Origin of the sequence: Erythrobacter sp. SDW2 (genome assembly GCF_021431965.1) — a bacterium.
GTDB lineage: Bacteria > Pseudomonadota > Alphaproteobacteria > Sphingomonadales > Sphingomonadaceae > Parerythrobacter.
On record NZ_CP090370.1, the window covers coordinates 1,266,762 to 1,291,641 of the forward strand.

At 66.0% G+C, this 24,880-nt stretch carries 29 protein-coding genes; 15 read left to right on the top strand and 14 right to left on the bottom strand.

Annotated elements, in window-relative coordinates; all coding sequences use genetic code 11:
* Nucleotides 1-14: 14 nt before the first annotated feature.
* Entirely contained in the window at nucleotides 15-965 is a 951-nt protein-coding gene (locus LY632_RS06140) for a D-2-hydroxyacid dehydrogenase (RefSeq protein WP_234092922.1), read from the top strand.
* Between the two features lie 181 nt (nucleotides 966-1,146).
* Here LY632_RS06140 and LY632_RS06145 read toward each other — a convergent pair whose 3' ends face one another.
* Both LY632_RS06145 and LY632_RS06150 read right to left on the bottom strand, forming a co-directional pair.
* Nucleotides 1,147-1,506 (bottom strand): hypothetical protein, encoded by a 360-nt coding sequence (locus tag LY632_RS06145; protein WP_234092923.1) that lies wholly within the window; start codon nucleotides 1,504-1,506, stop codon nucleotides 1,147-1,149.
* Nucleotides 1,496-1,684: a hypothetical protein gene (locus LY632_RS06150; protein WP_234092924.1), complete on the bottom strand. Its 189-nt coding sequence runs from the start codon at nucleotides 1,682-1,684 to the stop codon at nucleotides 1,496-1,498. Before LY632_RS06150 ends, LY632_RS06145 begins: the two co-directional genes overlap by 11 nt.
* A 116-nt stretch (nucleotides 1,685-1,800) precedes the next feature.
* Here LY632_RS06150 and LY632_RS06155 point away from each other — a divergent pair, with 116 nt between their 5' ends.
* Nucleotides 1,801-2,466, top strand: a complete 666-nt coding sequence (locus LY632_RS06155) for a S24 family peptidase (RefSeq protein ID WP_234092925.1) — start codon at nucleotides 1,801-1,803, stop codon at nucleotides 2,464-2,466.
* Nucleotides 2,467-2,504: 38 nt separating this feature from the next.
* Nucleotides 2,505-3,173, top strand: a complete 669-nt coding sequence (locus LY632_RS06160) for an MBL fold metallo-hydrolase (protein ID WP_305040829.1) — start codon at nucleotides 2,505-2,507, stop codon at nucleotides 3,171-3,173.
* Between the two features lie 159 nt (nucleotides 3,174-3,332).
* Here LY632_RS06160 and LY632_RS06165 read toward each other — a convergent pair whose 3' ends face one another.
* Nucleotides 3,333-3,740, bottom strand: coding sequence for an MAPEG family protein (locus tag LY632_RS06165; protein ID WP_234092926.1), 408 nt, complete (start codon nucleotides 3,738-3,740; stop codon nucleotides 3,333-3,335).
* Between the two features lie 237 nt (nucleotides 3,741-3,977).
* Here LY632_RS06165 and rpmF point away from each other — a divergent pair, with 237 nt between their 5' ends.
* The 5 genes from rpmF (at nucleotide 3,978) to LY632_RS06190 (ending at nucleotide 7,129) form a co-directional block, all read left to right on the top strand.
* Nucleotides 3,978-4,157 (top strand): 50S ribosomal protein L32, encoded by a 180-nt coding sequence (rpmF, locus tag LY632_RS06170; protein ID WP_234092927.1) that lies wholly within the window; start codon nucleotides 3,978-3,980, stop codon nucleotides 4,155-4,157.
* A 22-nt stretch (nucleotides 4,158-4,179) separates the two neighbouring features.
* Nucleotides 4,180-5,256: a phosphate acyltransferase PlsX gene (plsX, locus tag LY632_RS06175; protein ID WP_234092928.1), complete on the top strand. Its 1,077-nt coding sequence runs from the start codon at nucleotides 4,180-4,182 to the stop codon at nucleotides 5,254-5,256.
* Entirely contained in the window at nucleotides 5,253-6,218 is a 966-nt protein-coding gene (locus LY632_RS06180; protein ID WP_305040830.1) for a beta-ketoacyl-ACP synthase III, read from the top strand. Before plsX ends, LY632_RS06180 begins: the two co-directional genes overlap by 4 nt.
* A gap of 165 nt (nucleotides 6,219-6,383) precedes the next feature.
* Nucleotides 6,384-6,686 carry an integration host factor subunit alpha gene (locus tag LY632_RS06185; RefSeq protein ID WP_234092929.1) on the top strand — a complete coding sequence of 101 codons (303 nt, stop codon included), beginning with the start codon at nucleotides 6,384-6,386 and terminating at the stop codon, nucleotides 6,684-6,686.
* Between the two features lie 2 nt (nucleotides 6,687-6,688).
* On the top strand, nucleotides 6,689-7,129 hold the full coding sequence (locus LY632_RS06190; RefSeq protein ID WP_234092930.1) for a MerR family transcriptional regulator: 441 nt from the start codon (nucleotides 6,689-6,691) through the stop codon (nucleotides 7,127-7,129).
* Here the strand turns inward: LY632_RS06190 and LY632_RS06195 are convergent.
* From LY632_RS06195 to LY632_RS06215, 5 genes are all read right to left on the bottom strand, one after another.
* A complete protein-coding gene (locus LY632_RS06195; RefSeq protein ID WP_234092931.1) occupies nucleotides 7,126-7,848 on the bottom strand; it encodes a class I SAM-dependent methyltransferase in 723 nt (240 codons plus the stop codon). The two genes, LY632_RS06190 and LY632_RS06195, sit on opposite strands and share 4 nt — an antisense overlap.
* 1 nt (nucleotide 7,849) lies before the next feature.
* Nucleotides 7,850-11,272, bottom strand: a complete 3,423-nt coding sequence (locus tag LY632_RS06200; RefSeq protein WP_234092932.1) for a chromosome segregation SMC family protein — start codon at nucleotides 11,270-11,272, stop codon at nucleotides 7,850-7,852.
* A 9-nt stretch (nucleotides 11,273-11,281) separates the two neighbouring features.
* On the bottom strand, nucleotides 11,282-12,025 hold the full coding sequence (locus LY632_RS06205; protein ID WP_234092933.1) for a thioredoxin domain-containing protein: 744 nt from the start codon (nucleotides 12,023-12,025) through the stop codon (nucleotides 11,282-11,284).
* Nucleotides 12,026-12,150: 125 nt separating this feature from the next.
* Nucleotides 12,151-12,849 carry a thioredoxin domain-containing protein gene (locus tag LY632_RS06210; protein WP_234092934.1) on the bottom strand — a complete coding sequence of 233 codons (699 nt, stop codon included), beginning with the start codon at nucleotides 12,847-12,849 and terminating at the stop codon, nucleotides 12,151-12,153.
* The gene (locus LY632_RS06215; protein ID WP_234092935.1) at nucleotides 12,846-13,427 is read right to left on the bottom strand and encodes a DUF721 domain-containing protein; all 582 of its coding nucleotides are present in this window, start codon (nucleotides 13,425-13,427) and stop codon (nucleotides 12,846-12,848) included. Before LY632_RS06215 ends, LY632_RS06210 begins: the two co-directional genes overlap by 4 nt.
* 14 nt (nucleotides 13,428-13,441) lie before the next feature.
* Here LY632_RS06215 and LY632_RS06220 point away from each other — a divergent pair, with 14 nt between their 5' ends.
* Nucleotides 13,442-14,470 (top strand): A/G-specific adenine glycosylase, encoded by a 1,029-nt coding sequence (locus LY632_RS06220; protein WP_234092936.1) that lies wholly within the window; start codon nucleotides 13,442-13,444, stop codon nucleotides 14,468-14,470.
* Here LY632_RS06220 and LY632_RS06225 read toward each other — a convergent pair.
* Nucleotides 14,467-14,688 (bottom strand): hypothetical protein, encoded by a 222-nt coding sequence (locus tag LY632_RS06225; protein ID WP_234092937.1) that lies wholly within the window; start codon nucleotides 14,686-14,688, stop codon nucleotides 14,467-14,469. The genes LY632_RS06220 and LY632_RS06225 overlap by 4 nt on opposite strands.
* Nucleotides 14,689-14,811: 123 nt before the next feature.
* Here LY632_RS06225 and LY632_RS06230 point away from each other — a divergent pair, with 123 nt between their 5' ends.
* The 4 genes from LY632_RS06230 (at nucleotide 14,812) to LY632_RS06245 (ending at nucleotide 18,492) form a co-directional block, all read left to right on the top strand.
* Nucleotides 14,812-16,119 carry a serine hydrolase gene (locus LY632_RS06230; protein WP_234092938.1) on the top strand — a complete coding sequence of 436 codons (1,308 nt, stop codon included), beginning with the start codon at nucleotides 14,812-14,814 and terminating at the stop codon, nucleotides 16,117-16,119.
* An 86-nt stretch (nucleotides 16,120-16,205) separates the two neighbouring features.
* Nucleotides 16,206-17,000 (top strand): NAD(+) diphosphatase, encoded by a 795-nt coding sequence (gene nudC, locus LY632_RS06235; protein ID WP_234093161.1) that lies wholly within the window; start codon nucleotides 16,206-16,208, stop codon nucleotides 16,998-17,000.
* Nucleotides 16,997-17,686 carry a DsbA family oxidoreductase gene (locus LY632_RS06240; RefSeq protein ID WP_234092939.1) on the top strand — a complete coding sequence of 230 codons (690 nt, stop codon included), beginning with the start codon at nucleotides 16,997-16,999 and terminating at the stop codon, nucleotides 17,684-17,686. The genes nudC and LY632_RS06240 overlap by 4 nt, the downstream gene beginning before the upstream one ends.
* The gene (locus LY632_RS06245) at nucleotides 17,683-18,492 is read left to right on the top strand and encodes an SDR family NAD(P)-dependent oxidoreductase (RefSeq protein ID WP_234092940.1); all 810 of its coding nucleotides are present in this window, start codon (nucleotides 17,683-17,685) and stop codon (nucleotides 18,490-18,492) included. Before LY632_RS06240 ends, LY632_RS06245 begins: the two co-directional genes overlap by 4 nt.
* Here the strand turns inward: LY632_RS06245 and LY632_RS06250 are convergent.
* Both LY632_RS06250 and mgtE read right to left on the bottom strand, forming a co-directional pair.
* A complete protein-coding gene (locus LY632_RS06250; RefSeq protein WP_234092941.1) occupies nucleotides 18,489-18,878 on the bottom strand; it encodes a DUF1489 family protein in 390 nt (129 codons plus the stop codon). The two genes, LY632_RS06245 and LY632_RS06250, sit on opposite strands and share 4 nt — an antisense overlap.
* Nucleotides 18,879-19,219: 341 nt before the next feature.
* Entirely contained in the window at nucleotides 19,220-20,665 is a 1,446-nt protein-coding gene (gene mgtE, locus LY632_RS06255; protein ID WP_234092942.1) for a magnesium transporter, read from the bottom strand.
* Between the two features lie 177 nt (nucleotides 20,666-20,842).
* Between mgtE and LY632_RS06260 the strand changes: the two genes are divergently transcribed.
* On the top strand, nucleotides 20,843-21,304 hold the full coding sequence (locus tag LY632_RS06260; RefSeq protein ID WP_234092943.1) for a peptidylprolyl isomerase: 462 nt from the start codon (nucleotides 20,843-20,845) through the stop codon (nucleotides 21,302-21,304).
* 19 nt (nucleotides 21,305-21,323) lie between these two features.
* Nucleotides 21,324-22,268: a hypothetical protein gene (locus LY632_RS06265; protein ID WP_234092944.1), complete on the top strand. Its 945-nt coding sequence runs from the start codon at nucleotides 21,324-21,326 to the stop codon at nucleotides 22,266-22,268.
* On the opposite strand, the gene LY632_RS06270 is transcribed toward LY632_RS06265, so the two are convergent.
* The 3 genes from LY632_RS06270 to ybeY all read right to left on the bottom strand — a co-directional run bounded on the left by LY632_RS06270 (nucleotide 22,265) and on the right by ybeY (nucleotide 24,646).
* Nucleotides 22,265-23,149: a LysR substrate-binding domain-containing protein gene (locus tag LY632_RS06270; RefSeq protein WP_234092945.1), complete on the bottom strand. Its 885-nt coding sequence runs from the start codon at nucleotides 23,147-23,149 to the stop codon at nucleotides 22,265-22,267. The two genes, LY632_RS06265 and LY632_RS06270, sit on opposite strands and share 4 nt — an antisense overlap.
* Before the next feature lie 70 nt (nucleotides 23,150-23,219).
* Entirely contained in the window at nucleotides 23,220-24,089 is an 870-nt protein-coding gene (locus tag LY632_RS06275) for a hemolysin family protein (RefSeq protein WP_234092946.1), read from the bottom strand.
* Between the two features lie 71 nt (nucleotides 24,090-24,160).
* A complete protein-coding gene (gene ybeY, locus LY632_RS06280) occupies nucleotides 24,161-24,646 on the bottom strand; it encodes an rRNA maturation RNase YbeY (RefSeq protein WP_234092947.1) in 486 nt (161 codons plus the stop codon).
* Nucleotides 24,647-24,880: the final 234 nt, after the last annotated feature.

Consider the following 24,880-nt stretch of genomic DNA (forward strand, 5'->3'; position numbering starts at 1 on the left):
GCCAGAGGTGCCGCATGCCCGTTGCTGTCCTGTCCGCTCTCGTCCGACCGCTGGTCGAACCGCATCTGCCGGATGCCATAGAAGCGAAGTTCTTCACCTCTGTCGAGGAATTGCTGGAGCTGGCACCCGAGGCGGAGATCGGCTGGTTCGATCTCGACAACAAGGCGATGATGGTCGAGGCGGTCAATCGGGCCGGGAAGCTCAAGTGGTTCAGCTCGATCTATGCCGGGCTCGACTTCCTGCCGCACGAACTGATGCGGGAGCGTGGGGTCACAGTCACCAATGGTGTCGGCATCAACGCCATCACCATCGCCGAATATGTCGTGATGGGGATGCTGGTCCATGCCAAGGGCTACCGCGAAGTGGTCCGGGCGCAGGAGCGGCACGAGTGGCTGCTCGATTCGCCGGGCAAGATCGAACTGGCCGGGTCGAAGGCGCTGCTGCTCGGCTATGGCGCGATCGGGCAGCTTATCAAGCCGCGACTCGAAGCTTTCGATGTCGAGGTGACGGTGGTGCGGCGCTCGGGCGGTGCCAATGGACAAGAGGGCGTGCTGACGCCCGACCAGTGGCGCGGCAAGCTCGGCGAATTCGACTGGGTCATCCTCGCCGTACCCGCAACGCCGGAGACCACCGGCATGATCGGCGCCGACGAACTCGCCGCCATGAAACCCAACGCCGTGCTGGTGAATATCGCCCGCGGCGAAGTGGTCGACCAGCCGGCGCTGGTGGCCGCGCTCGAGGCCAAGAGCATCGGCGGGGCCTTCCTCGATGTGACCACGCCCGAACCGCTGCCCGCCGACGACCCGCTGTGGTCGCTCGACAATGCCCATGTCACCATGCACCTGTCCGGCCGGGCGCAGACGAAGATGTTCCAGCGCTCGGCCGAGAGGTTCGTGACGAACTGTCACCGCTATGTCGCAGGCGAGGCGGTCGAGCCGCAGTTCGACCTGACCTTGGGGTATTAGGCGAACCTTTCCCTTTCGTTCGGGCTGAGCGTGTCGAAGCCCAGCCACGAAGCTTGCGGAAGCGTTGCGCCTGCCCTTCGACAGGCTCAGGGCGAACGAAGGTAGATTCAAGCCTTGCTTCTGCGATCCACCGACGCCGAAAGGTCACACCAAGTTCACACCAAAACCCAACAACCTAGACCTACGCATCCTCCAGCAGCAGCAGTTCGCACTCCACCACCATGCGAACCTCGGGAACCAGCCTGCTTTCGACCCCGCATACCGCTGCATCGGCCACCAGCTGGCGCGGGATGGCAAACTCGTGCTCGGGCAGGGCGGCGACGAGTTCCTCTCCGCCCGCAACGGCCTCGTCCCCCTCGAAGGCAATCCGCAGCCGGTGCCGTGTTCCGGTAAAGGTGATGCTGGCCCAGGCAGTTTCGGAGTGGAGCAACACATCGCCATGACCGCCGGCGAGCGCCAGAACGGCTTCGCGTAAACGCTCGCCGGTGCTGCGGCGACCGGTGCGGGTGGCGGTGGAAAGGTCGATCGGATCAGCCCGCATGGCGCATCTCCCCGTAGCTGCGCATGAAGCCGTCGACACGGCGCTCCGTGTCGGTGCGCGGGGTCCTGCCGTTGCGCAGGTCGAGCACGAAGCGCGGGTCGTGCGTCGCCAGGCGACCGAACTTGGTCGCTGGCATATCGTGTTCGCGCAGGAATTTTTCGATCCGTCTGATAAGCATTGCGTCCCTTGAACCTCCAAGCCGAGTCGCCGTCCGTGGAGTGATTCGTGCAAAGCGAAATCCTACTTGTCTAGGAAAAATCTTTCATCTACGTAGGAAATAGGAGGCATGACCGCATGATCGCAGAAACGTCCGAAGCGGGTGATCCCCGCCGCAGATTGCTCGAACTGGCCGACGGGATGGGGGTCAGCCTGTCGCGCCTTTCTGCCTTGATCGGACGCAATTCCAGCTATTTGCAGCAATTCATCCGCAAGGGCAGCCCCAAGAAGCTGGAGGAAGGGGATCGGCGAACCCTGGCTGATTTCTTCGGGATCAGCGAATCGGAACTCGGTGGAACAGAGGAAAAATCCTACAAAGTGTCGAGCGCGCTGCGTGACGAGGAGTTCATCGCCGTTCCGCGCCTCGCCATCGCTGTCTCGGCCGGCCCCGGCCAGTTTGCCGGCGGCGAGACACCGTTCGACAATTTCGGCTTCTCGGGCCGCTGGCTGCGCGACAACGGGCTCGACCCCAAGATGCTCAGCGCGGTGACGGTGGAGGGCGATTCGATGGAGCCGCTGTTGCGCCACGGCGACGAAGTGCTGGTCGACCGCACCCCCGGCCCGTGGCGCGACGGCATCCACGTCGTCCGCGTCGGCGAGACCCTCAGCGTCAAGCGCCTCGCCCGATCCGGCCAGGACCGCGTCAGCCTGCTGAGCCAGAATCTCGCCTATCCCCCGGTCGATCTGCCGCTTGACGAGGTCGACGTCATCGGCCGGGTGGTGTGGAAGAGCGGGCGGGTGTGACCCTTGCGCTTCATCGCAAGCCAAGCCACATCCCCATCATGACCGAAACCGCCACCCAGCCGCCAATGAAAGCCGGGATCATTCCCGTCACGCCCTTGCAGCAGAACTGCTCGCTGATCTGGTGCACGAAAACCAACAAGGCGGCGCTGATCGATCCGGGCGGCGATCTGGCCAAGCTCAAGGAAGGCCTCGCCAAGACCGGAGTCGAGCTGGAGAAGATCCTCATCACTCATGGCCATATCGACCATTGCGGCGAGGCGGGCGTGCTGGCGCAGGAACTGGGCGTGCCGATCGAAGGCCCGCACGAGGCCGACCGGTTCTGGATCAGCCGCCTCGACGAGGACGGCGCCAAATACGGCATCCGCGGGCAAGTGTTCGAGCCCGACCGCTGGCTCGTCGATGGTGACAAGGTCACGGTCGGTGAGCTCGAGCTCGATGTCATCCATTGCCCCGGTCACACCCCCGGCCACGTCGTCTTCTACCACGCGCCGAGCCGCTTTGCCGTGGTCGGCGACGTGCTGTTCGCCGGCTCGATCGGCCGCACCGATTTCCCGATGGGCAACCATCAGGACCTGATCGACGCGATCACACAGAAGCTGTGGCCGCTGGGCAACGACGTGACCTTCATTCCTGGCCACGGGCCAACCAGCACCTTCGGGCGCGAACGCCAGACCAACCAGTTCGTCAGCGATTACATGCTGGGTTGAGCATCCTCCCCATCAACTTGTGATGGGGAGGGGGACCATGCGCGGCATGGTGGAGGGGCGAGAGGCGCTAGCCAAATCCCTTGTGCGTGATGACGGGCATTGCTCGCCCCTCCACCCCGCCGCTGCGCGTCGCGGTCCCCCTCCCCATATTGGGGAGAATTACATCACCCCCAGCACGATCAGCACTGCCACCACGGCGAGTCCGATCTGGGTGAGCATGGTGATCAGCGTGCCGATCATGCGGCCTTTGCCCAGCGCGCCGCCATCCATTCCCAGACCATGGGCCACCCGGCCGAGCATGTAGATGGCGGCGACCCAGGCCAGCCAGGGCTGGCCGCGCCCGCTCAACTCGATGGCGGCGATCAGGATCAGGACGAAGGCGGTGTTTTCGACATAGTTGAGCTGGGCCCGCATCCGTGCGGTGAGTGGCCCGCCGGCGTCGTCACCGATCGAGACCTTGAGCTTGCCGCGCATTTGGCCGACGCGAATCCCCAGCCAGAGATTGATGATCGCGGCAGCGGCGGCGGCGCAGAGGGTGACGGGAAGCACGGCGGTGACGCTAAGCATGACGGAACTCTCCCTTTCCGGTTCGGTTTCGATCGGCTACCCGTTGCTGTGGCCCCGTGCAATGCCGCCACGCAAAGAGTCCGGTGATGGCTTGCAAGTCGGCAGGATTCGGCTATAGGGCGCGTCTTCCCGTCAGGGTCGGCCCCCCGATACCGGCGCACTTGTGCGCTGCGGTGGCTTCGCCTAGTGCGGCTTTGACTTAGACAATTTGAACGAATTCAAGGAACAGGTGCCGCCATGGCTGTCCCTAAGAGAAAAGTATCGCCGCATCGCCGTGGCAACCGCCGTTCGCATGATTCGCTGAAGGTCGAAGCCTTCCACGAATGCAGCAACTGCGGCGAACTCAAGCGTCCGCACAACCTGTGCGGTCACTGCGGCTTCTACAACGGCCGCGAAGTCCTCGCCCCGAGCCTGTAATACCCTTTAGAGGGAGAACGCCATGAGCCTGCCGCGTATCGCCATCGATGCGATGGGCGGTGATGAAGGCGTGCGCGTGATGATCGACGGTGCGGCCGAGGCCCGCCGTCGGCACGACCGGTTCAAGTTCCTGCTGGTCGGCGACCAGGCGCGCATCGAACGCGCGCTGGAAACGCACCCCAATATGCGCGGTGCGTCCGAGATCCTCCATTGCGACGATGTGGTCGGCGGTGACGAGATCCCGACCCAGGCACTGCGCCGGGCCAAGACCACCAGCATGGGCCTCGCGGTCAATGCGGTGAAAGCCGGCGATGCCGGCGCTGCGGTCAGTGCCGGCAACACCGGCGCGCTGATGGCGATGAGCAAGCTGGCGCTGCGGACCATGCCCGGCATCGACCGGCCGGCGCTCGCCGGCATCATGCCGACGCTGGGCGACAACGACGTCATCATGCTCGACCTCGGTGCCAATACCGAGGCGGATGCGCGCAACCTCGTCCAGTTCGCCATCATGGGCGCGGCCTATTCGCGCATCCTGACGGGCCGTGAGCGGCCGCGTGTGCGCCTGCTCAATATCGGCACGGAAGAGATCAAGGGCTTCGACCGCCTGCGCGAGGCGGCGGCGCAGTTGCAGGAAGCCAGCGGGCTGGAGCTGAAGTTCGATGGCTTCATCGAATCGGACAAGATCAACCGCGGCGAGGTCGACGTGGTGGTGACTGACGGCTTCTCCGGCAATATCGCTCTCAAGGCGATCGAAGGCACCGCGCGCTTCGTCACCGACCTGCTGCGGCGCGCCTTCACCAGTTCGATCCGATCGAAGTTCGGCTTCCTCGTGTCGCGCCCGGCGACCGAACTGCTGCGGCACCATCTCGATCCCAACAACCACAATGGTGCGGTCTTCCTCGGCCTCAACGGGGTGGTGGTAAAGAGCCACGGCAGCGCCAATGCCAGCGGCGTTGCCAATGCCGTCGCTGTTGCGGCGCGGCTGCTGGAAGACAACCTCACGCAGCGGATCGCATCGGACCTGCACGAGTTGGGCGACCGGATGTGGCATGCCACAGGCAACGGCAACGGCAACGGCACGGGCGGGGACGCCAAGTGATCCGTTCGGTGATCCGGGGCAGCGGTTCGGCCCTGCCGCAGCGCTGCGTCACCAATGCCGAGCTTGCCGCGCAGGTCGATACCAGCGACGAATGGATCGTCGAGCGGACCGGCATCCGCCAGCGCTATATCGCAGGGGAGGACGAGACCACGTCGAGCCTCGCGATCGAAGCTGCGCGCAAGGCGCTCGCCGCTGCCGCGATCGAGGCGAACGAGATCGGGCTGATCATCCTCGCCACCGCCACGCCCGACAACACCTTTCCCGCCACCGCCACCAAGGTGCAGGCGGCGCTGGGCTGTGCCGGTTGCATCGCGTTCGACGTGCAGGCGGTATGTTCGGGCTTCCTCTACGCGCTGACCACGGCCGATTCGCTGCTGCGCACCGGTGCGGCGAAGAAAGCGCTGGTAATCGGCGCGGAAACCTTCAGCCGTATCCTCGACTGGGAAGACCGCACCACCTGCGTCTTGTTCGGCGACGGGGCGGGCGCAGTTGTGCTCGAGGCGGTCGAGGGCGACGAAAGCGGTCCGGGCATCATCGCCAGCCGCCTCCATGCCGACGGGACGCAGCATGACCTGCTCTATGTCGATGGCGGACCGTCGACCACCCAGACCGTCGGCCAGCTGCGCATGAAGGGGCGCGAGGTGTTCCGCCATGCCGTGGTCAACCTGGCCGACGTTCTCAACGAAGTGCTTGAAGAAGCGGGTGTTTCGGCTGCCGACATCGACTGGGTCGTACCGCACCAGGCCAATGCCCGCATCCTCGACGCGACCGCTCGCAAGCTCGGCCTGCCGATGGAGAAGGTGGTGGTTACGGTTGACCGGCACGCCAATACCTCGGCCGCATCGGTACCGCTGGCGTTCGACGCGGCGGTGCAGGACGGGCGTATCAAGCCCGGTGACCTGGTGATGTTCGAAGCCATGGGCGGCGGCTTCACCTGGGGTGCGTGCCTCGCCCGGCTCTAGTCCCGAACTGGTATGCCACACAGGTTTCGGAGGCTAAAATAGCGCCGACAAACGATTTCTTCTCCCGCTGGCGTTGCAGAAATGCGCCAGATTGGATAGGCTTGATGCGCGTAGTGTTTATCGGGTCGCCACCACGCATCTGGAGCAACAACAGGGAGTAGGCCGATGTCACGATCGGTGGGAACGCTGACACGCGCCGACCTGGCGGAGGCCATCAACCGCAAGATGGGTTTCAGCCGGGCCGAATCGCTCGACATGGTCGAAGCGATCCTGAGTCACATGACCGAGGCGCTGAAGAACGGGGAAAACGTCAAGATCTCGGGCTTCGGCAGCTTCGTCCTGCGCGACAAGAAGGAACGCATCGGCCGCAACCCCAAAACCGGCGTCGAAGTGCCGATAACTCCCCGCCGGGTCATGACTTTCCGCGCCAGCCAGCTATTGCGGGAACGTATCGCCAAGGGAGGCTGAACGTGACCACATTCGACGATGGCAAGGAAGACGGCGCTCTGCGCACCATCGGCGAAGTCGGGCAGGCGCTGGGTCTCAAGCCCCATGTCCTGCGATACTGGGAAGAACAGTTCCCCATGCTTCAGCCATTGAAGCGCAGCGGCGGGCGGCGATACTATCGCCCCGAAGACGTTGCGCTGGTCGAAACCATCGACCGGCTGGTCAACCGCGAAGGCTACACGCTGAAAGGCGCGCGGCAGGCGATCGAGGAGGGGAAAGCTGTCCTTGGCGAACCTGCCACAGCCAGCGCGCCTGAAGCGGAAGTGGCTGAAGAACATGCGCCGCAGGCGCCCGTTCTCGAAACGAGTGCAGTCAAGCCTGGTGAGTCGGCACCCGTCGCCGCGGAAATCATTGCTGAGCTGAAGGGTATCCGCGAACGCCTTGCGGCTGCGGTGGGGGCTTAGTCGGGCTTGCGACCGCAGACGCCGGTCGCGCATCCGAAGAAGAATTTGCGATACTCGACCTGAAGGCCGTTCGCGGCAAGATCCTGGGCAAAGCCCTGTGCATTCCCGAAGTTGGTCGAATAGGCACCGATCATCGAAAAGTCCTGGGCCCCGCGCAGGAGGATTCTTTCCACCACCGGAAGCACGAACTTCAGGTGGAAGAGATAGAGCGGTCGCAGAAACCATCCAATGGGATCGGATGCCTCGATGAACGCAAAGCTGCCTCCGGGCTTGAGCACCCGCGCCGCTAGCGCGGCAAGTTTCTTGTGCTGGGTGCGATTGAACGTCTTCAGGCCAAAGGTGGAAATGACGAAATCGGCGCTTTGCGGGAGCAAATCGCTAGCAAGGACATCGTCCTCAATGAAGCTGATCCGATGGGCGCGCATGGCATGGAGCCGTTCTAATGCCCGCTTGTGCATGCCGGACGAGATATCGACCGCGCGAATATCGTCGATATTCGGAAAGCGTTCCAGCAAGTGCGGCCAGACTTCGCCGGTCCCGGCCATCAGGTCGTAGCCGGACAGCGGCCCGTCGGGCAGATCAAGCATTGCCACGCATTGCTTGCGCCAGCGCTCGGTGAACCCCATCGAACAGACGTAGGAGAAGGTGATGTACTTGTCAGAGCAGCGGTCGAACACATCCCGCACATAGGCCGGATCATAGATGTCTTGCGCCGCCAACCTACTCCGCCGCCATCAGTTCGGCTTCCTGCAGGTCCACGCTGACGAGGCGGCTGATGCCGCGTTCGACCATGGTCACGCCGAACAGGCGGTGCATACGGCTCATGGTCACGGCGTTGTGGGTGACGATGAGGTAGCGGGTGTCGGTCTCCTGCACCATCGAATCGAGCAGGTCGCAGAAGCGGTCGATATTGGCATCGTCGAGTGGCGCATCGACTTCGTCGAGCACGCAGATGGGTGCCGGATTGGTTAAGAACAGTGCGAAGATCAATGCCGTTGCGGTTAGCGCCTGCTCGCCGCCCGAGAGCAGGGTGAGCGATTGCAGCTTCTTGCCCGGCGGCTGGGCGTAGATTTCCAGCCCGGCCTCGAGCGGATCGTCGCTATCGATCAGCGCCAGATGGGCATGGCCGCCCTGGAACAGCTTGGTGAACAGTTCCTGGAAATGGGTGTTGACCTGCTCGAACGCGGCCTGCAGCCGCTGGCGGCCTTCTCGGTTGAGGTTGCCGATGCTGCCGCGCAGGCGGTGCACGGCTTCGACCAGTTCGGCCTGCTCGGCGGCGCTGGCACCGTGCTCCTGCTCGATCCGCGCGAGTTCATCGGCAGCGACGAGGTTGACCGGCCCGATCCGCTCGCGGCTGGCGACCAGCCGGTCCATTTCCTCGGCCTCGGCTTCCTTCGACTGGACTCGTTCGGCCTCGAAGGCGAACTTTTCCGCCAGCAGAGGCGGGGGGCACTGGAAGCGTTCGCCCGAAATGCGGGCCATTTCCGCACGGCGGGCTTCCTCGTTCTCGGCCCGCGCGACCAGCGTGGCGCGGGTTTCGCGCGTCGTCGCAAGGCGTTCCGTGATATGGGCAAGCTCGCGGTCTGCCGCATTGGCGGCGGCTTGCGCTTCCTCGACCGCGGCATTGGCGGCGGCGAGTTCCTCGCCTAGCCGCGCACGGACGATATCGCCCTGCTCGATCTCCCGCATCAGCCCTTCGGGCTTGGCGGCGGTGACGGCGCGTTCGGCCTCGATTTCCTCGAAGCGGGCTTCCATGCCCGCAAGGCGCTGCGCCGCTTCGCCTGAGCGGGCCTGCCAGCTGGCCTTCTCGGCGCGCTGGGCTGCGGTGCGTTCGCGCGCGACGGCGAGACCCTGGTCATGTGCGGCGAGTTCGGCGGTGGCGGCCTGCATGGCCGAGCGGGCGGCGTCGTTCCTCGCCTGGGCGGCTTCAAGCTGCGCACGACCGGCGGCGGGATCGGGCAGGGCGGCGCGCTTGTCCTGCGCGGCGAAGAGATCGGCATCGGCCTGCTTGCGCTGCTCGGCAAGATCGGCTTCGCTCTCCTTCAGTTCCGCCAGCCGCGCCGCGATCCGCTCGCGCGCAGCCTCGGCCTGGTCGAGCGCCCGCAGCGCCTGCCGCTCGCGCTCGGCGGCCTCGCCGACACCGCGTTCGGCAGCAACCAGCCCGCGCTGGAGCTCGGACAATTCGTCCTGCGCCTTGGCCTGGGCCGCCTGTGCTTCTTCGCGTGCGGCGCGTTTGGCCGGGAGTGCCGCTTCGAGCTCGGCCAGCCGGTTCGCTGCCTCAAGCCGCGCCGCTTCCGCCGCACCCTGGCCGCGGGCCACCAGCCCGTCCCAGCGCCGCAGCGCGCCGGCCTTGGTGACGAGCCACTCGCCCGGATCGAGCACCTGCCCGTCATCGGCTTCGGCCACATGCACCAGCGCCAGCCGCGCGGCGAGCTGCGGCGGGCAGTCGAGCACATGCGCCGCAAGGCTGTCGGATACCTGTTTCGGTGCCTCGCTCCCGGTCCAGAAACTGCCCTCGGGATCGCCCTCCGGCCGGCCCAGCGGTGCCTTGCCTTCGCGGCCCAGCACCGCAGCAACCGCGCGCTCGTATCCCGGCGCGGCACGGATCTTGTCGAGCGCGGCGGGCAGGCCCTGCCGCCCCGCCGCCTGCTTCTCGCGCGCCTGCCGGTCGCGGTCGAGCGCGGAGAATTCGCGTTCCAGCCCCGTCAGTTCGGCCTGTGCAGCCGACAAGGCATCGGCGGCGGCATCGCGCGCCTGTTGCAGCGCTTCCTTGCGACTGCGCTGCGCCTCCAGTTCGTCACGCAAGCGAGCAAGTTCGCGGGTCGCAGCCTCCGCCGCAGCCTTGGCCTCCTCGACCGCCGCCTCCGGATCGCCACCTTCGGCCAAGGCCGCGCGAGTTTGCGCCTGCCGCTCGGCATCGCGGTCGAGCCGGGCCAGCCGGGCCTCGGCCTGTTCGATCGCGGCCCCGGCCACGCGCCATTCGGCCTCGACCCCGGCATGGTCGGCAGTCGCCTTGGCCAGCGCCAGTTCGGCAGCGCGGCTGGCACGTTCGGTATCTTCCAGCTTCGCTGCAAGAGCCGGCCGGCGAGCCTCGTCCTCCGCCAGCAGAGCCTCGCCAGCCAGCAGATCCTGCTCCAGCCGCTTGAGCGCATCGGCTGCATCGCGGGTCATCCGGTCCGCCTCGACCCGGTCCTCCTCCAGCCGCGCCTTCTGCCGGTCGAGATCGGCCAGCCGCTGTTCGGCAGCCTCCAGCTGGCTGGTCAGCGCCGCCATGCGGTGGCCGTGCGCGCTGGCATCGTCGCGGCGGTCGGCCTGCTCCTCGCGCGCTTCGGCCAGCTTCTCGGCGGCTTCGCGCTGCGCCTTCTGCGCCGCTTCCACCTCGGCCTGGGCTTCCAGCACCCGTGCCTCGGCACCCTTGGCCTCGGCCCGCGCCGCTTCCGCCGCCGCCGCCGCATCGCGCCAGCGGGCGAACACCAGCCGCGCTTCGGCCAGCGAAATCTCGTCGGTCAGCTTGGTATAGCGTTCGGCCTGCTTGGCCTGCCGCCGCAGCGAGGAGATCTGGCTGTCGAGCCCGGCCATCAGATCCTCGAGCCGTTCGAGATTCTTCTCGGTCGAGCGCAGCTTGCTCTCGGCATCGCGCTTGCGCACGTGAAGGCCCGCGATCCCCGCGGCTTCCTCCAGCATCATGCGCCGCTCGACCGGCTTGGCCGAGATGACCTGGGCGATCTTGCCCTGGCTCACCAGCGCCGGGCTATGCGCCCCGGTGGCGGCATCGGCGAAGGTGAGGGCCACGTCCTTGGCGCGCACATCGCGCCCGTTGACGCGATAGGCACTGCCGGCGCCACGCTCGATCCGGCGGGTCACTTCCAGTTCCTCGCCGTTGCTGTCGGTGCCCTGTAGCACGACTTCGGCGAAATCGCGCTGCGGGCGGGTTTCGGTCCCGGCGAAGATGACATCGTCCATTCCGCCCGAGCGCATCGACTTGGCCGAGGTTTCCCCCATGACCCAGCGGATCGCTTCGAGCAGGTTGGACTTGCCGCAACCATTGGGGCCGACGACGCCCGTCAGCCCCGGCTCGATCTGCAGTTCGGCAGGCTCAACGAAGCTTTTGAAACCGCTAAGCTTGAGCCGCCGGATCTGCATCAGGGCGCCTTACCGGGCCCCGGCGCGCTGGAGGATGGGTTCGAGCTGTGCCCAGTTGCTGGCTTCGACCTTGCGGCCGTTGACGAGGAAGGTCGGGGTCCGGTCGACGCCGTCCTTTTCGGCATTGGCCTGCGAGGCATTGGCCAGTCGCTCGATCGCCTTGGTGTCGGCGAGACAGGCACGGGCCTCGTCACGGTTCAGGCCGAGCTTGGCGAAGAAGTCATAGATCTGCGCCCCTTCGGCATAGGCCACGAAACGCTGATCTTCCGGCAGGTCGAGGGTCTTGGGATCGGCCGCCTGGAAATTGGGGACGATGGTCTCGATGTTGAGCCACACCTGGTCGGCGCGCGGGATCACTGCTTCGGCCAGGCCGCACTCGGCGAGGCGGGTCAGCACGAGATCGGGCGGGCCATGGATCAGGAAGCTGCGGAATTCGAAGCTGACACGGCCGGAATCGACATATTCGGTCTTGAGCGCTTCGAACCCTTCCTCCGCGAAAGCGGCGCAGGCCGGGCAGGTCAGCGAGCCATACTCGATCAGCTTGATCGGGGCATCGGGGTTGCCGATCATGTAGCCGCTTTCGGGCGTCACGACGGCCGTGTTGGACCAGGTGGTCCCGGCCGGCGGGGCGACGCTCTCGACCTTGGCGCCCTCGGGCACTTCGCCCTCGGTTGTGTCGGAGCCGCAAGCGGCAAGGCCCAGTGCCAGCGGCGCGGCAAGGGCGGCGAATGTCAGGCGGCGAAGGATCGTCATGATGCAAGGGGTCCTTTGTCGAATGGGAAAGGCTAGCCGGGAGAATCGCGCGGTGAAAAGGGTGTTAGTGGTCAACAGGCTTAGTATCCACAGGGCTTCCCACAAATACGGTCCGCAGGGACGGCCTATTGCGGGCCGTAAAGCGGTGTCTGGATGCCTGCCAGCAGCGGCGCGAGCGAAGCCCAGTCGTGGACGTGGTCCAGCGTCTTGCCGTCGAGCGCGAAGCTGGGCGTGCTGTCGATGCCGTATTTGGCCATGTCGGCGGTGGAGGTTGCGGACAGCTTGGCGGCGAAGGCATCGTCAGCCATGCAGGCGTCAAGCTCGCCGCGGCTGACGCCTTTCGGCTCCAGCAACTGGTAGATTTCGAGATCCCACATGATCGCGCGGCGCTTGCTCGGACCGGGGCCGGTAAACCAGCGGCCTTGCTGGGTGGTGCTGGCCATCTGCACCTTGGGCAGCCACTGCGGCTGCGACCACATGATCGCGCTGTGGATGCCCTTGAACTTGTCCTTGCCGCCGCACCAGGCGGCCATGGTAAGGGCGACATCGATCTCGTTGCGCTGGAGATAGCGCACTTCGAACTTGAGCTTGCCCGGCGCGACATAGCCCAGCTTGACCACTTCCTCACCCATGCGCGAGAAAGTGGCGCAGGCCGGGCAGGTGTAGCTGACGAATTCGGTCAGCGTTCTGGTGGCGGCGGGGTCGCCGATGATGTGCGAGGTATCCGTGCGCTCGACCTCGTTGACCCAGTTCCGGGTCTGCGCGGTCAGCGCAGCCCCCGCGACCAGCGCCAGACCTGCCCCGAGCAGGCGGGTTGCGATCATTTCTCTCGTTCCTCCTGTTGCCCCAGGCTGCGCGCCAGACCTTCGAGCACGGCCCGCATTTCCGGATCGCCGATATCGCGCAAGCTGTCCCCCAATTCTATCGGAATGGGTTTGAGCGACGGCGGCGCCGTAGGGCGGCTTGCAGCATCCTGCGCCTTAACCGTGCCTTGCCGCAGCTTGACCCGCGCCACCGCGTTGTAGCCGAAGAAACGGTTCACCCGCTCGATGATCTCCGGAATCACGTGCTGGATGATCGGCGCATGGGCGGGCACAACGACCAGTTGCAGGATACCCTCGGCCTTTTCGCCTGGAGGGAAGCGGATCGCTTCCGGGGCGCAGATCCTGGCGTGGCGGTCACCGACGATCTCGGGCCAGCGGGTGACGACGGAGCTTTGCACGAAGCCGAACCGGCGGAAGGCGGTGCGGCCGATTTGCGGCATCAGGTCACCCACGGCCTTGGCCCCCATGCCCCTTGGCCGTTCGAACGGCCTTACGCCTTTTGACCGGCCTACCGCTTCGCTGCTTGAGGCCTTGCTGGGGCTAGTCTTCTTGCCACGTTCCATCGTGCGATCGCCCATGCCATAGGCGACGCGTGACTGCCAGCGACAACACGATCCCGACAGCATTGCTCGGTTGGTATGACCGCCACGCGCGCGGCCTGCCGTGGCGGGCGCGGCCGGGTGCGCCCGCGCCCGATCCCTACCGCGTGTGGCTGAGCGAAATCATGTTGCAGCAGACCACCGTGGCGGCGGTGAAGCCCTATTTCGAGAAGTTCACCGCGACCTGGCCGAGTGTGGAAGCGCTCGCAGCTGCGCCGGAGGAAGCGGTGATGGCTGCCTGGGCCGGGCTGGGGTATTATTCGCGCGCCCGCAACCTGCTGAAGGCCGCTCGGGAAGTGGCGGCGCGGGGCGGCTTTCCCGAAAGCGAGGCTGAGTTGCGCCAGTTGCCTGGCGTCGGCGACTATACGGCGGCGGCCATTGCCGCGATTGCTTTCGGCCAACGGGCGGTGGTGGTCGATGCCAATGTCGAGCGGGTGGTCTCGCGGCTGTTCGCTATCGATGACCCCCTGCCACGGGCGCGCAAGGCGATCCGTGCGGCGACCGATACGATCACACCCGCCGGGCGCGCCGGCGATTTCGCGCAGGCGATGATGGACCTCGGCTCGCAGGTCTGCACCGTGCGCCAGCCGCAGTGCCTGCTGTGCCCGCTGGCAAGTCACTGCACGGCTCGCACGCTCGACCCGGAGCGGTTTCCGGTCAAACCGGCCAAGAAGGCGCGGCCGGTGCGGCAAGGGCGTGCGTTCTGGATCGTCCGCGAGGACGCAGTGTGGCTGGTGCGGCGGCAGGGCAGCGGCATGCTGGGCGGGATGCGGGCGCTGCCGGACGATGGCTGGAGCGCGCGCGGCGACGGCCATGGCGAGCCGCCGCTACCGGGCGAATGGGCCTCACGCGGGGTCGTGCGGCACGGCTTCACCCACTTCGAGATCGAACTCGAGGTCTTGGCATGTGCCGGGAACAACGACATGCCGGGACAGGGCGAATGGTGGCCGCTCGAGCGGCTTACAGAAGCTGGCCTTCCGACGCTGTTTGCCAAGGCGGCCCAGCGGGCGCTGGCGGGTTAGAGAATTCCGCCGCCCAGGCTCAGCCGCACCACGGCGATCAGCCCGACGATCAGGCAGAAATTGCGTCCGCCGTTCTTCGACGACAGCGCGCCGAGCACCACGCCGATGACGATCAGCGGCAGCGCGATCCAGTTGGCCCAGCCGAGTAGCGGGATGGTCGCCGGGATGACGATCACCAGCGAGACGAGTCCGATCAGGAAAGAGAGGATATTGAGCATGTGTGTTATATGGATAAAACAGTGCACGTTGGCAAGACCCGGTTCAGCCGGAATCGCCAATTGACGCTCCCGCCCGCTTCGCCCAGAGAAGCGCAAACAGTTTCAGAAGAGGACTTGCCGCCGATGGCCTACCGCGATTTTGCCGCCGACCAGATCTCGCGCCGCTCGCTGCTCAGGGGCAGTGCCTATCTCTCGGCGGCGGGTCTGCTGGCGCAAGTGCCGTTCAGCCGCGCGCTGGCCAGTTCGGCAGCGATGTGGCCCACGGTCACCGCCACGGTCGAGGATTATGTCGCCAAGCAGAAGGTCGCCAATATGATCGCGACTTTCGGTTGGGGCCAGCAGGCACCCACCGCCATCGCCCGCGGCACGCTGGAGCTGGGCGGCGCGGCCAAGGCCGACATGGACAGCCTCTATCGCATCTATTCCATGACCAAGCCGGTCACCGGCATCGCCGCCATGATGCTGATCGAGGACGGCAAGCTGGGGCTGGACCAGCCGCTGGCCGACATCCTGCCGGCCTATGCCGAGATGAAGGTCCAGAAGGTCTATGACGGCCCGATCACCGAGGACAATCTCGAGCCGGCGGTCCGCCCGATCACCATCCGCCAGCTGATGACCCACACCGCCGGGCTCGGCTACGGGATCGTCCAGAAGGGCCCGATCGCTCGCGCCTATGAAGATGCCGGGCTGATCCCCGGGCAGGTCAGCCGCATCCCGATCCCGGGCCTCAGCCGGGGCAAGCCGGTGCGCAGCCTGCAGGCCTTTGCCGACGGTCTGGCCAAGATGCCGCTGGTGCTGCAGCCGGGGACCAAGTGGAGCTATTCGGTCGGCCTCGACTTGCTCGGCCGGGTGATCGAAGTAGCCGAAGGCAAGCCGTTCGACGAAGTGCTGAAAGAGCGCATTTTCGAGCCCTGCGGGATGGACAGCACCTGGTTCCAGGTGCCCGAAAGCGAGATCGACCGCTTCACCACCAATTACGGCATTCTGGCGGGTGTCCCGCTGCCGATGGATCCGGCGGCCAGCTCGATCTACCTCGACACGCCGCCCTTCCCGATGGGCGGAGCGGGGCTGGTTTCCAGCCCGCGCGACTACGACCGCTTCCTCGCCATGCTGCTCGGCTATGGCAAGATCGACGGCAAGCGGGTGATGAGCGAAACCGCCGTGCGGGTCGGCACCGGCAATATCCTGCCCGCGACCGCGACGACGCAGGGCACCTGGATTGCCGGGCAGGGCTTCGGCGCGGGCGGCCGCGTGAGCGACGACGCCTTCGGCTGGGGCGGGGCGGCGGGCACCGCGGCCTTCGTCAAGTTCGGAGGCGGGGGCCTCCGCGCGCAGCTCTTCACCCAATACATGCCGAGCGAGGCCTATTCGATCCAGACCAAGTTCCCCGAGCTGGTCGCGGCCGATCTGGCCGTCATGGCGGGCAAGTAAGTTTGGCCCCGCCCGTCGCATTCGCGGGTTCGCCGCTCGACCGGGCCGACCATGTCCGTGCCGACCCGGAGCGGTTGGCGGGCTACATGAACTGGAAGGCCCGGCTGCTGGCGCTCGATGCGCTGATGCCGTCGTTGGATGACTATGGACGGCTGGCCTGGGGTAGCCTGGCCGATGCGGCGGAGGATGCCGAGTTGGTCTTCCTCGGGCTCGACCGTTCCGATGGCGGCGAGCGCGCCTGCTTCGCTGCGGTGCCGCCGCGTGGCGATGCCAGCCCGCGCATGGCCAACCCGCAGCTGTGGGCGCTGATGGCAAGCCTCGAACCGGGCGACCTCGCACTCTATGGCGGTGCGCGCAGCCTGGTCGACTGGCATGCGCGGCACCGCTTCTGCGCCCAGTGCGGCGCACCTACGAAGCCCGCCAAAGCCGGCTGGCAGCGCAATTGCGGGGCGTGCCACGCGCAGCATTTTCCCCGTACTGACCCGGTTACGATCATGCTGGCCGAACACGATGGCCGCCTGATGCTCGGGCGCGGCAAGGGCTGGCCCGAGGGGCGCTTTTCCGCGCTGGCCGGCTTTGTCGAACCCGGCGAAACCATCGAGGAAGCGGTGGCCCGCGAGGTCTTCGAAGAGGCCGGCATCCGTGTCCGCGACGTGACCTATGTCGCCAGCCAGCCGTGGCCGTTCCCCAGCCAGCTGATGATCGGCTGCCACTGCCATGCGCTGAGCGATGAACTGGAAATCGACACCACCGAAATGGCCGAAGTGCGCTTCTTCACCCGCGAGGAAGTGGCGGCATCGATGGCGGGCGACGGCCCTTTCGCCACCCCGCCGCGCCACGCCATTGCCCATACGCTGATAGAATGGTGGCTGAAAACATGACCGAGACCGCACCCTGTTCGCTCACCATCGACATCTGGTCCGACGTGATGTGCCCGTGGTGCGCGATCGGATACGGCCAGTTGCAGAAGGCGCTCGGCCAACTCGAGGGCGAGATCGATGCGCACATCCGCTGGCACGCTTTCGAACTCAACCCCGAGATGGCCGAGGCGGGCGAGGAGCAGGCGGCGCATATCCAGCGCAAATACGGTCGCACGCCGGACGAGAGCGCGGCGGTGCGCGGGCAGATGCGCAGCATCGCCGAAGGGGCGGGTGTTTCGCTCGATTACGAGGGTGACGGCGAAGCGCCGCCCGCGATGATGTGGAACACCTTCGCCGCGCATTGCCTGCTGACCTGGGCGCTGGAGACTGCCGGACCCGAGAAGCAGACCGAGCTCAAGCTCGCGCTGTTCCGGGCGCATTTCAACGAGCGCCGCAATATCGGCGCGCGCGATGTGCTGCTCGATGTGGCACAGAGCGTCGGCCTCGAACGCGCCGGGGCGCTCGCTGCGCTGACCGACCCCGAAATCGCCACCCGCGTCCGCGCCGAGGAACGGCAGGCATGGGACATGAACATCACCGGCGTTCCCGCCATGGTGATCGAAGGCAAGCTCCTGATCCCCGGCGCGCAGGTGCCCGAGACCTATGTCAACGTGCTGCGGCGCGTGGCGGAGAAGACTGCCGCATGACCGGCTTCGCTGGCAAGATCGCCGTCATCACCGGCGGTGCCAGCGGGATCGGCCTGGCGATTGCCCGCAAGCTGGTGGCACTGGGCGGCGGCGTGGTACTGGCCGATGTCGACGAGGCCGGACTCGCCAAGGCAGCGGCGGAATTCGGCGACCAGGTGCTGACGCAGCGCTGCGATACATCCGATATCACGCAGGTCGAGGCGCTCGCAGATGCGGCGTTCGGCTGGCAGGGCGAGGTCCATCTCGTCCTCAACAACGCCGGCGTCGGCGGGCCGCGCGGCAGGCTGTGGGAGATCGACGCAGCCACCGCCCGCGGACATTTCGATATCAACTATTGGGGCGTGTGGCACGGCTGCAAGGTTTTCGCCCCGCGGCTGGTTGCGCAGGAGGCTTCAAGCGCGATCTACAACACCGGCAGCGAGAACAGCCTGTTTTGCGCCGTGCCCCAGAGCGGGTCCTATATCGCTGCCAAGCACGCGGTGCTGGGCCTGACCGAAAGCCTGCGCGAAGACCTGCCGCCGCATGTCCACGCCGGCACGATCATTCCCGGCTGGGTCTTTACGGCGATTGGCGAGGAACGCTTCATGAAGTTCGGCATGGAGGCGACCGAACATGCGGAGATCGTGGTGCCGCAGATCCTTGCGAACGAGCGCTTCGTGGTCAGCCACGCTTCCAATGTGAAGCGCATCAGGGAGCGGATCGACCCGCTGCTGGCGGCTTACGAAGAGCACGCCGTCACCGGTGATGCCGACACGGCCTATGATGTGCGGGATGTGATTGCGGCGCTGACGGCGCGCAAGAACTAGAGCAACCCCAGCTTCTCCAGCTTGCCTGCCAGCCTGCCGGGTATTGCGTCGCCGATATCCTCGCCCTCGGCCAGGTCGCGGGGGACATCGCCCTTGAGGTAGCGCCAGCCCTGGTGGGCGCGCTTGGGGCGGGGGTGGACGCGGACCAGCCGGGGTTCGAGATCGATCGACCAGCGCCCGTCCTTGGTTTCGCTGAAGCCGAGGATCGTGCTGCGCGCAACGATGCTGTGCTGGTGGATCCAGAACAGCGAGCCGCCGATACATTCCTGCCAGCGCGTCGGCCGATAGCGGGTGGTGAGGTGCGGGCTGCGCCGCTGCGCATACCAGTTCTCGATATCCTGGTAGCTTTGCGCCCCGAAGGCGATCTTGGTCAGATGCAGCGGCATGGGGGGGATGTAGAGGTTCCGCCTCAAACCACAACAGTGCCGCTCGCGCATTCTCTCGGCACGCGCTTTTCCCGTCACCCCGGGCTTGACCCGGGGTCCCGCTTCTTTGCGACGGAGCGCCGCACCTCGAAGAAAAGCGGGACCCCGGCTCGGGGGCCGGGGTGACGTTGAAGGTGTGGAGATAGTTTTGCTGTCCTACAGCCGAGTAGCGGGTGCAGAGTTGGCGGATGCCTTCCTGCGCTGCCTCCCAACTGCTTGAAACACCAGCCTTTCAGCAGGCTTCGCGCCCACCCCGAGTTTTGCCTCAGGACAGTGTGACGAGTGTGACATGGCCGGTGAAATTAACCCACGACCCCGCTCAACACCGCCAGCCCGAGGAAGGCGAGGAAGCCCATCGAATCGGTGATCATGGTCACGAACACGCTCGAGGCCACCGCCGGGTCCTGGTCGAGCCGGTCGAACGCCACCGGGACCAGCACGCCCGCGAGGCCCGCGATGCAGATGTTGACGATCATCGCCATGGCGATCACCGCGCCCAGTTGCGGGGTGAAGATCAGCGCGGTCGCCGCGCCGATCAGCAGGGCGATGGTCCCGCCGTTGAGCAGCGCCACGCGCGCTTCGCGCCACAGGATGCGGCCGGTGTTGGAACGGGTCAGCTGGTTGGTGGCGATGGCGCGGACGGTCACCGCCATGGTCTGCGTCCCGGCATTGCCGCCGATGCTGGCGACGATCGGCATCAGCACGGCGAGCGCCACCAGCTGCTCGATCGCGGCGCCGAAATACCAGATTATCGCGCTGGCCACGAGCGCAGTGCCGAGGTTGGCGACCAGCCAGCGCACGCGCGCCGAATAGGCATCGCGGATCGGCTCGTTGATATCGCCGTCGCCCGCACCCGACAGCAGCAGCGCGTCCTCGCCAGCCTCTTCGGAGATGATGTGGACGATGTCGTCGACCGTCATCTGCCCGACCAGCCGCCCGTCCTCGTCGACCACGGCGGCGCTGATCAGGCCGTATTTCTGGAACATCAGCGCGACCTCTTCCTGGTCGAGCGTGACGGGGATCAGCGTCTGGTCGCGCTTCATCACATCGCCCAGTGCGACCTGGCGCGGGGTGGTGAGGATCCAGCTCAGCGCGCAGGTGCCGACCGGGTGATGCTTGGCATCGACCACGAAGATCTCGAAGAACTCGGTCGGCAGGTTCTCGTCGGTACGCAAATAGTCGATCAGGTCGCCGACCGTCATGTGCTCGGGCACCGCGACCAGTTCGCGGCTCATCAGGCGGCCGGCGGTCTCTTCGGGATAGGCCAGCGCGCTTTCGATGGCGGCGCGGTCCTCCGCCTCGATTTCGGCGAGAACCGCCTGCTGGTCTTCCTCGTCCAAGTCCTCGATCAGCTGGACGGCGTCATCGGTGTCGAGCTGCTCGATGATGGTCGCGACCGCTTCCGGCGCGAGCGATTCCATCATGTCCTCGCGGACGTAGTCGTTGAGCTCGGCGATCACGTCGCTGCTCATCAGGTCGCTGATGGCGGCGGCGAGTGGCCCTCGCTCGTCCTTGTCGCACAGCTCGAACAGGTCGGCGATGTCGGCCGGGTGGAGCGGTTCGACGAGGTCGTAGACCGTCTCGTTCTCCCCCGCCTCCAGCGCCTCGCGCACGGCACGGACGTATTCCGGCTTGAGGATGTTCTCCTCGTCCAGCCGCTCGTCGTCCATCCGGTCGTCGGGGCGAGCGGCTTCCTCTGCCGCGGACGCGGTCAGCAGGTCGTCATCGAGGCGCTCGTCGCTGGACATGTGCCCGCTCTAGGCGGAGGCTTCCGAAAAGCAACCCGTGACAGCCGCGCCGGGCCTGCTAGAGAACGCCCAAACACCCAACCTCCGTTCGGGCTGAGCCTGTCGAAGCCCAGTCGCCACCTCGCGGCTGCCCTTCGACAGGCTCAGGGCGAACGGACCATAGCTACGGAGATACCCATGGCAGATACACTCACCCTTACCCTCGACACCGGCAATGGCACTGGCGGAGATGTCGTCATCAAGCTGCGCCCCGACCTTGCACCCGGCCATGTCGCGCGCATCACCGAACTGGCGCAGGAAGGCTTCTATGACGGGGTCAAGTTCCACCGCGTGATTCCCGGTTTCATGGCGCAGGGCGGCTGCCCCAACGGCACCGGCATGGGCGGCAGCGACAAGCCCGACCTCAAGGCCGAGTTCAATGCCGAGCCGCATGTCCGCGGCGTCTGCTCGATGGCCCGCACTGCCGTTCCCGACAGCGCCAACAGCCAGTTCTTCATCTGCTTCGACGATGCCACCTTCCTCGACCGCCAGTATACCGTCTGGGGCCAGGTCGAGAGCGGCATGGAACATGTCGACGCGTTGCCCAAGGGCGAGCCCCCGCGCGAGCCGGGCAAGATCGTCAAGGCTACCGTTTCCTGAAGCCTGCCGGGCAACCCGCGTGACACCCCGCCGCCTGCTTGCCGCGCTTGCGCCGCTGGTGCTGGTGGGGTGCATTACGCCGCTGCCCGACCTGACCCAGAGCCGCAGCCCGTGCCGGATGGAGCCGGGCGGCTGGTGCGACTTCGTGCGCGAAGCGGCGCTGGCGAGCTACGGCTATGCCATGCTCTCGAGCAATGCCTATCAGGACGAGGACACCTATCTCGCCCTGCCGTTGGCATTCCAGCCTCGCCAGGCTGCCGGCAATGACGGAAGCGGGCTGGCCTATTCGATGTTCGACCGGTTCGAGGTAAAGGACGGCAAGCGCGGAAAACTGCTGGCGCGGGTAATCGCCTTCCGCGGGACCGAAGGTGCCTCGTGGAACGATCTGTTCTCGGGCACACTCGGAGACCGGCAGAGGTCCGGCGCGCGGACCGTTTATGCCGCCGAACGTGCGGCGCTCGACGAAGCGGGCATGTCCGAGGTCGCGATCGAAGTTACCGGTCATTCGCTGGGCGGGGCACTGGCGACGCAGATCTCCATCGAGCATCCCGAAGTGAAGGCCTACCTCTTCAACACCTCGCCCTTCTTCACCGGCGATCCCATGCTCAACGACATCAATCGGCTGGCGATATCCGAGCGCGGCGAATTCCTCCGCCTACTGCGCCGCTACAAGGTGAGCGCGGCGTCCGAACAGGTCGTCATCAACTGCAATCCCACGGTCAATGCGGGATCGAAGCATTCGATCAGGAAGCTGGCCGACTGCCTGACATGGATCGCCGCCTATGGCGACAGCGAGGCACTGACGCTGGTCCGGCGCAACCTGGTGAAGAAGCCCGAGGTCGAATGCGGCCCCGCCGACAAGGTCCACCCCGGCCTCGGATCGCGCCGAATGGCCGAAGGAGAAAGCCTGCCGGTGTGCGTGCATGAAGCCCGGCCACCGGCGAAGGGGCAGGTGCAGCCCTAGAGTCCGGCCTTCACCAGCCAGTCGTGGAACAACCGCACCGGGCGGCTTTCCAGCGCGGTCGGTTTGCATACGAACCAGTAGCTGTAGGGGCTTTCGACCTCGATATCGAACAGCTCGGTCAACCGGTCGTCGTCGGCGCGGCGCAGGTGGTCGTCATGCATGATGGCAATGCCGAGTCCCTGTGCCGCGGCTTCGAGAATGATCTGGCCGGAATCGAAGTGGTCGATCGCCATGGGGTCGAGATCGCGCATCCCCAGCGCATCCTTCCACGCCATGAAGCTTTCGGGCAGCTCATTGTGGATCAGGAAAGTCTGCCGGGCGAGGATGGCCTGTTCCGGGCTCTTGCCGATCCGCCCGGCGAGCTCCTTGCTGCAGATCGCGTGGACCTTGTTCTCGTCCAGCCGGACTGCGTGCAGGCCCCGCTCCGGCCCGCGGCTGAGGATGATCGCAGCATCGAGCGTGTCGCCCACGCGCTGCTCCAGATGCGGGCCGGAATCGATGTCGATATGCAGCAGCGGGTGGAGCTTGCGCAGTTCGGCGATGCGTGGAAACAGCCGCTGGGTGCCGAACAGCGGCAGCACGCCCAGGCGCAGACGCAATAGCGAGAGATTGTCCGACTGTCCCTCGACCGCACGGGCGAGTGCTTCGAAATGCGGATTCACCGCTTCGTAGAAATGGTGCCCCTCATCGGTCAGCGCCATGGCTTGGCGGGCGCGGGTGAACAGCTTCTTGCCGACGAACTCCTCGAGATTGGCGATGCGGCGACTCAACGCCGAAGGACTGAGGTTCAGTTCTTCGGCCGCCGCCCGCGCGGAACCAAGGCGGACAGTGCGCATGAAAGCTTCGAGCGCGCGCAGCGGGGGAAGGCGGCGAGTGACCATAGCGCCACCTTGGAGTGCAAAAACTGCAATGTCGAGGCGGGATTTGGGCGGTAGTTTGCAACTTTCGCGCTTAAAGGTCCGCCTCGTGCACCTTCCTCGGCGGCGCGTGCAGGCGCAGGCGCGTCACATGGGTCTCGTCGCCTGCGGTGACCTCGATCTTCCATCCGCTCGGGTGTTCGACGATTTCGCCGACCTTGGGCACGCGTTCGGCGAGGACAAAGGTCAGCCCGCCCAGCGTGTCGACCGATTCCTCTACCTCTGCGAGGCGCGGGTCGATCTGTTCGGCGACATCGTCCAGCTCGGCGCGGGCGTCGCAGTCCCACATTCCTTCGCCAATGTCGGCGATCCAGATCTCCGGCGCGTCGTCGTGCTCGTCCTCGATCTCGCCGACGATTTCCTCGACCAGATCCTCGATGGTGATGAGCCCATCGGTGCCGGTGAACTCGTCGAGCACGATAGCAAGGTGGGTGCGGTTCGAGCGCATGTCGGCCAGCACATCCAGCGCGCCGCGCGTCTGCGGCACATAGAGCGGCTGGCGCATCAGCGTGGTCCAGTCCTCCGGCGGGGTTCTGCCGCCAACGAGGAAGGGAAAGACGTCCTTGATGTGGATCATGCCGATGACATCGTCGAGCTGGTCGCGATAGACCGGCAGGCGCGAATGGCCGTGTTCGGCGAAGGAATCGAGCAGTTCTTGCCAGGTTGACTTGGCATCGACTGCGATGATCTCGCCGCGCGGCACCGCGACATCGTCAGCATCGTGCTCGCTGAAGTGGAGGAGGTTGCGCAACATTTGCCGTTCGATCGGCGACAGGTCGCCATTGGCCGCAGGCTCCCCGCCCGTTCCTTCGTCATCCTCGTGTTCGTCGATGGCCTCTTCGAGTTGCGCGCGCAGCGAGCGGTCGCCGACGTGCGGATCGAAGAACTTGCGTATGGCGAGCATCAGCCCGCCCCTACTCTCCGCGTCTCCCGCGGATTGGTCACTGTCGGGCATGGCCCTTGTGGCGCTCCTGTTCAATTGCGGTCCCCATATGGGTCCGCGATGCCCAGTTTGGCAAGCGCCGCAATCTCCAGCGCTTCCATTTCCTCCGCCTGTGCGGCGGAATCGACATGATCGTAGCCCGCCAGGTGCAGCAGGCCATGGATGATCAGGTGGCTGGCATGATGCTCCAGGCTGATGCCTTTCTCTTCCGCTTCGCGCGCGCAAGTCTCGTGTGCCAGCGCAATATCCCCCAGCATTTCGGGCGGGCCGTCGCGGGGCAGGTCGAACAGGTCGTCGCGGCCGAGCATGGGGAAGGACAGCACATTCGTTGGCTTGTCACCCTGGCGCCATTGACGGTTGAGGAAATGTATCTCGGCATCGCTGGTAAACAACAGGCTGACTTCCAGCCGGGCATTGGCGAGCAGGGGCTCCATCGCTTCGGCAGCGGCTGCCGCGCGCTCGGCCACGGCGGCCCAGTCGCCAGTCGGCCAGTGTTCGACATCTATCTCCAGTTCCATTGCCGCGCCCTAGCGCGATCGACACGGGACCGGAAGGCGCCGCGTATCCCTCGCCGTCACGCACCATGCGAACCTGCACGGCTCACCGTGTCAGTGCCTCCGACCGCCCCCGACTCCATGGTTTCGCCGTATTTCGTTCATCGGGCCGACAGGCTCGGGGGAACAGGCCGCTCCGCAAGGGCGGCGAACCGCGGAACGCATCCGCGTGTTCGACGATAGCTTACCAACAGGGGA